Genomic DNA, 12,271 nt, shown 5'->3' with positions numbered 1-12,271 from the left:
GGGAAGCTCCGCTGATGAAGGGTAGGGCGGTGCGGTCAACGCCGCACCGTTGCTTTGACATGGCTCAGAGCGAACCGTCGGCGGCGGCCTTCATGTAGGTCTCGGTGAAGCGCAGCTTGACGTTGCCGCTGTCGCCGAGGACCTTGCCATCAGGCATTTCGATGCCGATGACGTCGGCCGATGGCGCGCCATTGCCGAGCAGGCCTTTTTCGAACAGGAAGTTGCGGACGAGATCCATTGTTTTCGGCAGGCTGCCCGAGGCCGTGAAGGCAACGGCATCGGCCGGCTTGGCAAACAGCTTGGTGGCGGCAAGCTGGGATTCGAAGCCCTTGAGATCGGTGCCCGATGCCTGGCCCATCGCCTCGCGGGCAGCCTTGCCGTCGGCACTGTCGGCAGTCAGCAGTGCTGCGGTTTCATACCAGATGCCGGCGAGCGCCTTGCCGAAATTCGGATTGTCCTTCAGCACGCCTGAATTGGCGACCATCAGGTCGATGATCTCGCCCGGCACTTGCGAGCTGTCGAAGACCTTCTTGGCCGTGGGATCCTCGAGAATGGTCGAGACCAGCGGGTTCCAGGTGACGACAGCAGTCACGTCAGCCGTCTTGTAGGCGGCGACCACATCGGCGTCGGAGGTGTTGACCACTTTCACGTCGCGCTCGGTCAGCTTGATGCTTTCGAGTGCGCGGGCGAGAAGGTAGTGCGAGACGGAAAATTCAACGAGATTGACGTTCTGTCCCTTGATGTCGGCAAGGCTCGCTTTGTCCTTGAGGATAACGGCATCATTGCCGTTCGAGAAGTCACCGACAATCACGGCTGTGGTATCGACGCCGCCGGCAGCCGGGATCGACAGGCCGTCCATATTGGTCAGCGTCACGGCGTCGAAGGCACCTGCGGTATACTGGTTCATCGATTCGACGTAGTCGTTGAACTGGGTCACCTCGATCTTGATGCCGTATTTGTCGGCCCACTTCTTGACGATGCCGTGATCAGTGGCATAACCCCAGGGCATCCAGCCGACATAGATCGACCAGGCGACCTTGAAGTCGGTCTTCTGTTCGGCCTTGGCGATGGAGCCGAGTCCCAGCGCCAGGGACGCCGTCAGTGCGGTAATCGATAGAATCTTCGAAAAAGTCTGCATTGAAATTCCCCTTTTGCTTTTCTTCAAAAGGGATCGGCAATGACCATCGTGCCGCCAATCCCTTGGCTTACGAGGTCTCCCGGGCTTTTGTCCCGCCGTGCACCCGGCGGGATGTCTCCCCTGCCGGTGGCAGCTCTCGGACCAGCCACGCCTTGCGACGCCGGAACCCTAGCCACCAACTCTGCAACTGTCGAAGCAAAGTGTGTGCCAAATCGTAAATCATTGATTTTATTGAAGGTGCGATGAAATCAAATCCCCAACAAATTCAATAGTGCATGCACTTGCACAAAAACTGTGCGAAATATACCGCCACCTTAGGCGTTGGCTCTTTTTTGCCCAGTGAAAAACAAGTCGTAGGCAAAACGCAGAGAATGCCGAATTGCGGTTGGCCCTGAGCTAGTTCCGGAACGCGCCGGCCGGGACCGTCGTCACCAGCCGGATATCGCGGCGGAAGTCCGACGGCGACATGCCGGCGATATGGCGGAAGGATTTGTTGAAGGCGCTGATCGAGCCGAAGCCGCTGTCCATCGCCACTTGCAGCACGTTGGCGCCCTCGCTCATCAGCATCGCCTGGGCGCGCGACAGCCGCAGCAGCGTCACGTATTTGCTGAGCGTCATGCCGGTCGATCGCTTGAACAGGTTCATCGCATATTTCGGATGCAGGTCGGCGGCGCGGGCGATATCGACCGAATCGATGTCATGCAGGAAATTGGCGGCGATGAAATCACACATGCGCGCGACGCTGCGCGAGGAATGCGGGTGCGGGTGATCGCCTTCGAGACTGATGATGGCTTGCGACGTCATCGAATAAGGTTCGAGCGCGATCCGCTCGATGCGCAGCAGCAACTCGTCGACGGCGTGCTGGGCCTTGGCGGCATCGCCTGAGTTGGCATAGCGGAACCAGCGGGTGAAGTTTTCGTTGTCGGCGGCATCGGTCGCCGAGGTCAGCAGCGTCTCACCCTTCATAAGCCGGCTGGAAACGCTGATCGGCAGGCGCAGCCGGAAGAAATAGACGAGAGGCAGATGGGCGCCGGCATAGAGCGAATCGTCTGAGGATTCGTCCATCTGATGCGGCTGACCACCCCAGAAGAGGCACATTTCGCCGGCGTTCAGCCGGAATTCGTGGTCGCTCATCCGGTAGTGCACGGTGCCGCGCATCACGTAGTTGACCTCGACCTGCGCGTGCCAGTGCGGCATGGCCATAACAGGCGGATGGGCATGAAACATCTGCAGCGCTGTCGGCAAACCTTCGATACTGCTCGCGCCGGGCTGATAGATTGCACGTGTGCCGACCTTACTTTCCGCCAAATTCATGTTCCCTTTTTAGGAGACACCCGCTCCCTTACAGATAGTCTAACCGCGTTCGTGAAAGATCGGCAATTGAAAAGGGAGGATTTTCAATGCGCTTCAAACTTCTCGCTGCGACCGCAGCTGTCGCAGTGCTTGCTTCCGGCTCCGCATACGCGCAGTCGGCTAATCTCACCATCTGGAGCTGGAATACGGCCGCGTCAGGGCTGAAGTCCACACTTGCAGGCTTCAACAAACAGTTTCCCGATATCAAGATCACGGTGGAGGATCTTGGAAACGGCCAGGTCTTCGACAAGACGCTGGCTGCCTGCGCCGCCGGTGGCGATGGCTTGCCCGATATCGTCAGCATCGAAAACTTCGAGGCTGAAATCTTCTGGAGCCGTTTCCCGGATTGCTTCGCCAATCTGAAGGAGCTCGGTTACACGGCCGACATTCAGGCGAAATTCCCCGAATTCAAGCGCACCGAGCTCGAGGTCGGCGACGTCGCCTACGCCATGCCGTGGGATTCCGGCCCTGTCGCCGTCTTTTACCGCCGCGACCTCTACGAAAAGGCCGGCGTCGATCCGAGCACGATCAACACCTGGGACGATTTCATCGCTGCCGGCAAGAAGATTTCCGCCGCCAATCCCGGCGTCGTCATGGCCCAGGCCGACTTCAACGGCGACAGCGAATGGTTTCGCATGATCGCCAACGAACAGGGTTGCGGCTATTACTCGACCGACGGTCAGAATATCACCATCAACCAGCCGGCCTGCGTCGCCACGCTGCAAAAGGTGAAGGAGATGAAGGATGCCGGCACGCTGACGGCGGCCAACTGGGAAGAAAAAATCCAGGCCGATACCGCCGGCAAGGCTGCGAGCCAGATGTATGGCGGCTGGTATGAGGGCACGGTGCGCTCGACCTCTCCCGATCTCAAGGGCAAATGGGGTGTCTACAGAATGCCGAGCCTGACGGCAGATGGTCCGCATGCGGCCAATCTCGGCGGTTCGTCGCTCGCCATTTCGGCGACGTCCGCGAATAAGGAAGCCGCCTGGAAATTCGTCAACTACGCCCTCGGCACGGATGAGGGTCAGATCACCATGCTGAAAGAGTTCGGTCTGGTCCCGTCACTGCTTTCGGCCGAGAAGGATCCCTTCGTCAGTGAGGCGCAGCCCTATTGGGGCGGCCAGAAGGTCTGGGCCGATATCCTGGCGACGCTGCCGAAGATCGTACCGAGCCGCGGCACCGCCTTCCAGAGCGATGCCGACGCCATCTACAAGGCGACGCAGACGAAGTTCTTCTCCGGCGGCTATCCCGATGCGAAGGCGGCTCTCGACGATGCCGCCAACCAGATCGCTTCGGCGACCGGCCTTCCGATCGCGCAGTGAATGACGAAGCCGGGCGCTTGACGCGCCCGGCTCTCGGTCCGCCGCAAGGCGGATGATCATTCGTTGGTTTTGTGAGGAGGAGGCCCGATGCCGTTCAGAACCCGGAGCGCCTATGCGTTCCTCGCCCCCTATCTGCTGGTCTTTGCCACCTTCTGGCTCTGGCCAATCATCAATTCGTTCCTGATCTCCTTTCAGAACACCCGCATCAATCCGTGGAAATACAGCTTCCAGGCCAATTGGGGCCGGCTCTTCTATGACCCGGCCTTCTACAACGCTCTTTACAACACGCTAATCATCCTGGTGATCCAGGTGCCCATCATGATCGCGCTTGCAACCGTGATGGCGGTGCTGCTCAATTCACCGCTGCTGAAAGCGCGTCCGCTCTTTCGCTTCGCCTTCTTTGCCCCCGTCGTCGTCGGCGAGGTCGCCTATGCCGCCGTGTTCCGGCTGATGTTCAGCCTCGATTTCGGCATCATCAACAAATTGATTTCAGCAATCGGCCTCAGTCCGGTTTCCTGGTTCGACAATGCGAATGCGGCAATGGCGGTGTTGATCATCGCCGTCACATGGCGCTGGGCGGGCTATAACGCCATCATCCTCCTTGCCGGACTGCAGTCGATCCCCGAGGACGTTTACGAGGCAGCGACACTCGACCGGGTGAGCAAGATCCAGCAATTCTTTCATATCACCCTGCCGCTTCTGAAACCGATCATCCTCTTTTGCGTGGTTCTTTCGGTGATCGGCACCATGCAGCTCTTCACCGAGCCCTACCTCATCACCTATCGCGGTGGTCCGGGCGGCGGCACGGAGACCCTCGGTCTGCTGCTCTACCGCCAGGGCTTCACCTCATTGAACTTCGGTTATGCCTCGGCGATCGCCTATACGATAGCAGCCCTTGCCGTGGCGATCTCGCTTTTCAATCTCTGGTTCGGGAGGGATCCGAAATGAGATCCAAATCGCAATCCCTTCTGCTGCGTCAGATCGCGCTGCATGCTGCACTGGCGCCGCTTGCTCTCGTCTGGCTGTTTCCGCTCTGGATGATGTTCGTCTTCTCCACGATGCCCGACAACGGCATCTTCAGCCCTGACATCGTGCTCTGGCCATCGACCAACTTTGTCGAGAATTTCAAGAACCTGCAGGCCGATACCGATTTCATCGGTGCGATGGTGATCTCCATCGGCGTCGCGCTGATCTATACAGTGCTCTCGGTGCTGCTGACTTCGATGGCCGGCTGGGCACTGGCACGTTACCGTTTCGTCGGCCGCTCCGTGGTCATCGCCATCATCCTCGGCACGATCACACTTCCTTTCTCCGTGGTCGTCATTCCGCAATTCATCATGGTGGCGCGCGAGTTCAAGCTGGCAAACACCTGGGTGGCTCTGATCGTGCCACCGCTGTTCAATTCGCTCGGCGTGCTGTTCATGCGGCAGTCCTTCTCGATGATGCCGGGCGAGCTTTTCGATGCCGCCCGGGTCGAGGGCGTCAAGGAATGGCAGATCTTCCTGCGCATCGCTTTGCCGCTAGCGCGCCCGACCATGGCCGCATTGGCGATCATTCTCTTCCTACACTCGTGGAACAATTACCTCTGGCCGCTGCTGATCAATTCCAGGCCGGGGATGATGACGGCGCCGGTGGCATTGGGAACGCTGATCGGTCTCACCAAGGTGTCCTGGGGCGGCATCATGGCCGGCGCGGTACTGCTGACGGCGCCGATCCTCGTCATCTTCGTGGCGCTTCAGCGCCATTTCATCGCCGGCATCGCGGCCGGCGCAATCAAATAATCGGCCAAATAATCGGGAGGCTGCATGGCAGAGCTTTCACTCAGCAACATCGTCAAGCGCTTCGGCGGCTTTGAGATCATCCACGGCGCCAATCTGGAGGTGAAGGACGGCGAATTCGTCGTCTTCGTCGGCCCGTCCGGCTGCGGCAAGTCCACGCTGCTCAGGATGATCGCCGGCCTCGAGGACATTACGTCAGGCGAGCTTCAGATCGGCGGCAGGGTCGTCAACGACGTCGAGCCCGCCGATCGCGGCATCGCCATGGTCTTCCAGTCCTACGCGCTCTATCCGCACCTGACCGTCGAGGAAAATTTGAGCTTCGGCCTGCGCATGAACGGCAATCCGAAGGCCGACACCGAGCGGCGCGTGCGCCATGTCGCAGAGATACTGCAGATCACCGAGTTGATGAAGCGTCGGCCGAAGCAGCTTTCCGGCGGTCAGCGCCAGCGCGTCGCGATCGGCCGCGCCATCGTCCGCGAACCACAGGTCTTCCTGTTCGACGAACCTTTGTCGAACCTCGACGCCGAACTGCGCGTGCAGATGCGCGTCGAGATATCAAGACTGCACAAGAAGCTCGGCACGACGATGATCTACGTCACCCACGACCAGACGGAAGCGATGACGCTCGCCGACAGGATCGTCGTGCTGCGCGCCGGCAATATCGAGCAGATCGGCGCGCCGCTCGACCTATACGATGATCCCGCCAATCAGTTCGTCGCCGGCTTCGTCGGCTCGCCGAAGATGAATTTCCTTAAGGCCGTGGTGGTTGAGACGCAGTCGGGCAGGGCGGTGATTGCGCTGGAAAGTGACGCCAATACCCGCCTGACGCTGCCGGTCGCCGATCCCATCGAAGCCGGCGCAAAAGTGACGCTCGGCATCCGTCCCGAACATTTCGTCGATGCGGGCACGGGCGATGCGGACCTCACCGTCACCATCGACGTCGCCGAACACCTCGGCAATACCAGTTACATCTACGCCACCATAGGCCCCGAGCAACTGATCATCGAGCGGCCGGAATCGCGCGTCGCCGGCAATCGCGACACCCTGACAGTCGGCCTTCCCGCCAACCGCTCATTCCTTTTCGACGGCGCCGGCAAGCGGCTTCGCTGAACTAAAATCGCAGGACACAAAGACGAAAGAGGATTTTCCATGACTTCAGATCAACCGATCCGCTGGGGCATCATCGGCCCCGGCACCATCGCCCGCACCTTTGCCGATGGCGTCGCTCATTCGCGCACCGGCAGACTGGTGGCGATCGCCACCCGCAATCCTGCAAAGCCGGGTCTTGCCGAAGGTTTCCCCGGCGCCCGCATCGTCGATGGTTACGAGGCGTTGCTCTCCGACAAGGAGATCGATGCGATCTATATCGCCGTCCCTCACACCGGCCACGCCGAATGGGCGATCAAAGCGGCACGCGCCGGCAAGCACATCCTGGTGGAAAAGCCGATCGCGCTGTCGGCCTACGACGCCGAGGTGGTTTATTACGAGGCGAAAAAATCCGGCGTCTTTGCCGGCGAGGCCTTCATGTACCGCGTGCATCCGCAGACGGAGAAGCTGGTCGAACTCGTCAAAAGCGGCGTCATCGGCACCGTTCGCATTATCCGCTCGAGCTTCGGCTTCAACATGGGCAGCTACAAGCCGGAACACCGGCTTTTCGCCAACGACACCGCCGGTGGCGGCATTCTCGATGTCGGCGGTTATCCGGTCTCGATGGCCAGACTGATATCAGGCGCCGCTGAGGGCAAGGCCTTCCTCGAACCGGAGAAGGTCTCGGGCGTCGCCCATCTCGGAGAGAGCGGTGTCGATGAATGGGCATCGGCCGTCCTCAAGTTCCCGAACGAGATCATCGCCGAAGTCTCCTGCTCGATCATGGCGCAGCAGGACAATGTGCTGCGCATCATCGGCTCGGAAGGCCGGATCGAGGTCCAGGACTTCTGGTTTGCCTCCGGCCATAAGGGCGGCGTCGGCAAGATCGAGATCTTCAAGGGCAGCAGCCGAGAAACCGTCGAACTCAGGGAAGACCGCTGGCTCTATTCCTTCGAGACGGATGCGGCCGGCGATGCCATCCGCGCCGGCAAGACCGAATTCAGCTCTCCCGGCATGAGCTGGGCAGACTCGATCGGAAACCTGCGTGTACTCGACCAGTGGCGTGCCTCGGTCGGCCTCGAATACGGCGTGGAAAAAGCCAGCAAACGTACGACAAACATTGCCGGCGGCGCGATCGCGCGCGGCAACAGCGTTCCGCAGCGTCAAATTCCCGGCATTTCCAAGCCGGCTTCGGTGGTGACGCTCGGCTTCGAGTTCTTCCCGAACTTCGCCGCCGCCTCGCTGACGCTCGACGCCTTTTACGAGGCCGGCGGCAATGCCTTCGACACGGCCTATGTCTATGGCGGCGGCAAGACGGAAGCGATCTTCGGCGACTGGCACACGAGCCGAAAGGTGCCGCGCGAGGAGATCGTGCTGATCGGCAAGGGTGCGCATTCGCCGCTCTGCTATCCCGACATGATCGCAAAGCAGCTCGACCAGTCGCTTTCGAGGCTGAAGACCGACTATGTCGACATCTATTTCATGCATCGCGACAATACCGACGTGCCCGTCGGCGAGTTTGTCGATGCCATGGATGCCGAGGTCAAGCGCGGACGCATCCGCGGCATATTCGGTGGCTCGAACTGGACGCGGGCGCGCTTCGACGAAGCAATCGCCTATGCCGAAAAGACCGGCAAGACGGCGCCGGCAGCACTTTCCAACAACTTCTCGCTTGCCGAGATGCTCGATCCGATCTGGGCAGGCTGCGTTGCCGCTTCCGATGACGACTGGAAAAAGTGGCTGAACGAGAAGCAGATCCCGAACTTTGCCTGGTCGAGCCAGGGTCGCGGCTTCTTTACCGACCGCGCCGGCCGCGACAAGCGAGATGACGAGGAGATCGTCCGGGTCTGGTATTCCGAGCGCAACTTCGGACGCCGCGACCGTGCTATCGAACTGGCAAACAAACTCGGCCGCAATCCGATCCACATCGCACTTGCCTATGTGATCGCCCAGCCTTTCCCGGTCATTCCACTGATCGGGCCGCGCACCGTCGCCGAGTTGGAAGACAGCCTCTCGGCGCTCGACATCAAGCTGACACCTGATCAGGTGAAGTGGCTGGAAGGCTGAAGCAGTGGAGAAATGGCTGCGGCTTGAACCGCAGCCATTTACCTACAAAATGGGCGTAACGTGACGGGCCGGGCGTTGCACCACCGTCATATGGTGTTCTCTTTGTCTTCTTCATCATGGTTGTCTACGGGCAGCATCTCGACTGGAGCGTATGCATCCTTGTGCCGTGCATCTCTGATTGCAACCCACCGGCATACCGCGTCGATATTCAGCGGCATTGACGATTGTCCGAGCCTTCTCAAGCACATCCTCCAGATCGGCGCTCTCCCCGCGATCCAGTTCTTCGAGGCCTTGAGCATTTGCAAGGATTACGGCCCCTTCCGTTGCAAGGTATTGACTGAGGGCCTTCTGCATCACCCAAGTACGATCACGTTCGAGGATCGCGGTGATACGATCAAACTCCGAAACCAGCGACGACGGCAGTCTCAGAGAAACTTGAGATTTTTCACCGTTCAGCATGATGATCACTCCGTAATATAACGCGCCTTGGTTTTATGATGGCGCGATCAACGTCAACGGTACCATGCTCCAAAAAAGACGATGCCGTCCATTCCGCCGATGGCAAAGGGCGCGGTTCGCACCGCGCCCCCTCCATTTCTACTTGCGCGGCTCGGAAGACTTCTTCCTGGCTGCGTCGTCCATCAGCTCATACCACATGGCGTTAAGGACGGCGAAGGCGGCGGCCAGCGGCAGGCCGAGGATCCATGCGAAGTACCACATCGTTTCGTCTCCTTCAGTAGGCGTGGCTGTTCTTGTCGGTGATCGACTTCTCATCGACCTTGCCCCACAGAACTTTGTAGACCCAGGCTGTGTAGGCGAAGATGATCGGCAGGAAGATCGCCGTCACCACCAGCATGATGAACAGCGTCATGTGGCTGGAGGATGCATCCCAGACCGTCAGGCTCGATCGCGGATCGAGCGAGGAGGGCAGGATGAACGGAAACATCGACAGGCCGACCGTCGAGATGATGCCAAAGATCGCCACCTTGCTGAAGAGCAGCGTCATGACCTCGCGCCTTGCCCGCATCGCAATGAAGGCCAGTGCCGCGCCGACGAAGCCGAGGACGGGTGCGATGATCATCCACGAATGAGCGCCGTAATTGGCAAGCCACGCGCCTTTCTCCAGCGCCACGGTCTTCAGCAGCGGATTGGAGGGACCGATCGGGCTGATATCGCTGGTGATGCGATAGCCACCAACGCCGATCCAAAGGAAGAGGCCGCCGAGTGCGAAAAGCACGATAACGGCAAGGGCGGCGATGCTGCCATAGCTTCTGGCACGCACTGCGACCGGGCCACTCGACTTCAACACCAGCCAGGCCGCACCATGCATCGTCAGCATGGCCAGCGAAAGCAGGCCGCAGAGCAGCGCATAGGGGTTGAGCAGGGCGAAGAACGAACCTTCGTAGAATATCCGCATATCGTCGGCAAAGCGGAAAGGTACGCCCTGCAGCACATTGCCGACGGCAACGCCGAAGATCAGCGACGGCACGAAGCCGCCGACGAAGAGCGCCCAGTCCCAGCCGCTCCGCCAGCTGGCGCTTTCCCGCTTCGAACGATATTTGAAGCCGACTGGGCGCAGGATGAGCGCGAAGAGGATCGCGAACATCGCCAGATAGAAGCCCGAGAAGGAGACCGCATAAAGCGGCGGCCAGGCGGCGAAGATGGCGCCGCCGCCGAGGATCAGCCAGACCTGGTTGCCCTCCCAGGTGGCGCCGATGGTGTTGATCGCCACGCGCCGTTCCGTATCGGTCCGGGCAACGAAAGGCAGAAGCGTGCCGACGCCGAGATCGAAACCGCCGGTCGTCGCAAAGGCGATCAGCAATACGCCGAGCAGCAGCCACCAGATGAGACGCAGGGTTTCATAGTCGATGAGTTCGTGAAGGATCATGGCAGGTCACTCCGCGGCCGGGACGAGGGTTTCGGAAATCAGAACCGCTTCCGGCTCGTCGTCCGGCTCCGGCCCTTGCTTGATTGCCTTGATCATCAGGCCCATCTCGATGACGATCAGCGTCGTGTAGAGCGCCGCGAAACCGATGATGGTCAGAAGCACGGTGCCGGCGCCGAGGCTGGAGACGGCGGCGGCCGTCGGCAGCACACCTTCGATCACCCAGGGCTGGCGGCCGAACTCGGCGACGACCCAGCCGAGTTCAATGGCAACCCAGGGCAGCGGGATCGCCAGCACGGCGATCCTGAGAAGCAGCGGATATTTGTCGAGGTGGCGGCGCGCCGACAGCCAGAAGAAGGTGGCGGTCAGCAGGATGAAGAAGATGCCGAGGCCGACCATGATGCGGAAAGACCAGAAGAGCGTCGGTACGTGCGGGATCGTATCACGCGCGGCCTGAACGATCTGCTCGTCGCTCGCCTGGCGCGGATCGTCGACATAGCGCTTCAGGAGAAGAGCGTAGCCGAGATCATGGCCGAGATCCTCGAAGGAAGTGCGCACTTCCTGCGCAACCTGACCCTGTGCCGGTACTGCACGGATCTGCATCAGCGCGTCATAAGCCTTGATGCCGTCGCGGATCCGGGTTTCGGCCTGCTGTTCGAGCTTGTCGATGCCGGGGATTTCGGTCGTCAGCGAGCGCGTGCCGATCAGGCCCATGACCCAAGGAATGTGCACGGCAAAATGCGTTTCGCGCGCCTCCTGGTCGGGGAAGCCAAAGGCGGTGAAGGCCGCCGGCGCCGGTTCCGTCTTCCACATGCCCTCGATTGCCGCGAGCTTCATCTTCTGGTTCTCAGTGGCGAGATAACCGCTCTCGTCGCCAAGCACGACGACTGATAGAGCCGAAGCGAGACCGAAGGAGGCGGCGACCGTCATCGAGCGCTTGGCAAGCTCGATATGCCGCCCCTTAAGGACATACCAGGCCGAGACCCCGAGCACGAAGATCGAGGCGCAGACGTAACCTGCCGATACCGTATGGACGAATTTCGCCTGGGCAACCGGGTTGAAGACCACATCGAAGAAGCTTGTGATCTCCATGCGCATCGTCTGCGGATTGAGCGCCGATCCGACGGGGTTCTGCATCCAGCCATTGGCAATCAGGATCCAGAGCGCGGAGAAGTTCGAGCCGAGCGCCACAGCCCAGGTGGCGACCAGATGGCCGACCTTCGACAGCTTGTCCCAGCCGAAGAAGAACAGGCCGACGAAGGTCGCCTCGAGGAAAAAGGCCATCAGGCCTTCGATCGCCAACGGCGCACCAAAGATGTCGCCGACATAATAGCTGTAATAGCTCCAGTTCATGCCGAACTGGAACTCCATGACGATGCCGGTGGCGACGCCGATTACGAAATTGATGCCGAACAACGTGCCCCAGAATTTTGTCATCTGCCGCCAGATCTGGCGGCCAGTCATAACATAGACGGTTTCCATGATCGCCAGCAGCACGGACAGGCCGAGCGTCAAGGGCACGAACAGGAAGTGGTAAAGCGCCGTCAGCGCGAATTGGAAGCGCGAAAGTGCTACGATATCTAGTTCCATTGTCTTCTCCCACGGTCCCACGGGGTACAGGGCGTTCCTCAGCGCCGACCGG

11 protein-coding genes and 1 riboswitch are annotated in these 12,271 nt (G+C 60.2%); of the genes, 5 read left to right on the top strand and 6 right to left on the bottom strand.

Features of this window, described 5'->3' with window-relative positions; genetic code table 11:
• Nucleotides 1–64: 64 nt before the first annotated feature.
• Both AC2444_RS30730 and AC2444_RS30725 read right to left on the bottom strand, forming a co-directional pair.
• Nucleotides 65–1,138 carry a putative urea ABC transporter substrate-binding protein gene (locus AC2444_RS30730; protein WP_128449551.1) on the bottom strand — a complete coding sequence of 358 codons (1,074 nt, stop codon included), beginning with the start codon at nt 1,136–1,138 and terminating at the stop codon, nt 65–67.
• Between the two features lie 74 nt (nt 1,139–1,212).
• Nucleotides 1,213–1,321: riboswitch (guanidine-I (ykkC/yxkD leader) on the bottom strand.
• A gap of 213 nt (nt 1,322–1,534) precedes the next feature.
• The gene (locus AC2444_RS30725) at nt 1,535–2,452 is read right to left on the bottom strand and encodes a helix-turn-helix domain-containing protein (RefSeq protein ID WP_105010139.1); all 918 of its coding nucleotides are present in this window, start codon (nt 2,450–2,452) and stop codon (nt 1,535–1,537) included.
• 86 nt (nt 2,453–2,538) lie between these two features.
• On the opposite strand from AC2444_RS30725, the gene AC2444_RS30720 reads away from it, so the two are divergent.
• The 5 genes from AC2444_RS30720 to AC2444_RS30700 all read left to right on the top strand — a co-directional run bounded on the left by AC2444_RS30720 (nt 2,539) and on the right by AC2444_RS30700 (nt 8,744).
• Nucleotides 2,539–3,813, top strand: a complete 1,275-nt coding sequence (locus tag AC2444_RS30720; RefSeq protein ID WP_128440151.1) for an extracellular solute-binding protein — start codon at nt 2,539–2,541, stop codon at nt 3,811–3,813.
• Between the two features lie 87 nt (nt 3,814–3,900).
• Nucleotides 3,901–4,761 (top strand): carbohydrate ABC transporter permease, encoded by an 861-nt coding sequence (locus AC2444_RS30715; RefSeq protein WP_062941846.1) that lies wholly within the window; start codon nt 3,901–3,903, stop codon nt 4,759–4,761.
• A complete protein-coding gene (locus AC2444_RS30710; RefSeq protein ID WP_128440150.1) occupies nt 4,758–5,594 on the top strand; it encodes a carbohydrate ABC transporter permease in 837 nt (278 codons plus the stop codon). Before AC2444_RS30715 ends, AC2444_RS30710 begins: the two co-directional genes overlap by 4 nt.
• A 24-nt stretch (nt 5,595–5,618) precedes the next feature.
• A complete protein-coding gene (locus AC2444_RS30705) occupies nt 5,619–6,701 on the top strand; it encodes an ABC transporter ATP-binding protein (RefSeq protein WP_128449552.1) in 1,083 nt (360 codons plus the stop codon).
• Nucleotides 6,702–6,740: 39 nt separating this feature from the next.
• Nucleotides 6,741–8,744 carry an aldo/keto reductase gene (locus tag AC2444_RS30700; protein WP_128449553.1) on the top strand — a complete coding sequence of 668 codons (2,004 nt, stop codon included), beginning with the start codon at nt 6,741–6,743 and terminating at the stop codon, nt 8,742–8,744.
• Between the two features lie 114 nt (nt 8,745–8,858).
• Here the strand turns inward: AC2444_RS30700 and AC2444_RS30695 are convergent, their stop codons facing one another.
• The 4 genes from AC2444_RS30695 to AC2444_RS30680 all read right to left on the bottom strand — a co-directional run bounded on the left by AC2444_RS30695 (nt 8,859) and on the right by AC2444_RS30680 (nt 12,219).
• Nucleotides 8,859–9,203 carry a CopG family ribbon-helix-helix protein gene (locus AC2444_RS30695; RefSeq protein WP_245461257.1) on the bottom strand — a complete coding sequence of 115 codons (345 nt, stop codon included), beginning with the start codon at nt 9,201–9,203 and terminating at the stop codon, nt 8,859–8,861.
• A 138-nt stretch (nt 9,204–9,341) separates the two neighbouring features.
• The gene (gene cydX / locus AC2444_RS30690) at nt 9,342–9,464 is read right to left on the bottom strand and encodes a cytochrome bd-I oxidase subunit CydX (RefSeq protein WP_128449554.1); all 123 of its coding nucleotides are present in this window, start codon (nt 9,462–9,464) and stop codon (nt 9,342–9,344) included.
• Nucleotides 9,465–9,477: 13 nt separating this feature from the next.
• Nucleotides 9,478–10,632, bottom strand: a complete 1,155-nt coding sequence (gene cydB / locus AC2444_RS30685) for a cytochrome d ubiquinol oxidase subunit II (RefSeq protein WP_128449555.1) — start codon at nt 10,630–10,632, stop codon at nt 9,478–9,480.
• Between the two features lie 6 nt (nt 10,633–10,638).
• A complete protein-coding gene (locus AC2444_RS30680) occupies nt 10,639–12,219 on the bottom strand; it encodes a cytochrome ubiquinol oxidase subunit I (RefSeq protein ID WP_128449556.1) in 1,581 nt (526 codons plus the stop codon).
• Nucleotides 12,220–12,271: the final 52 nt, after the last annotated feature.

The organism is Rhizobium sp. WSM1328, from assembly GCF_057653715.1.
The sequence above is the reverse complement of the archived record's forward strand: the minus strand, read 5'-3'. Positions and strand labels throughout refer to the sequence as shown.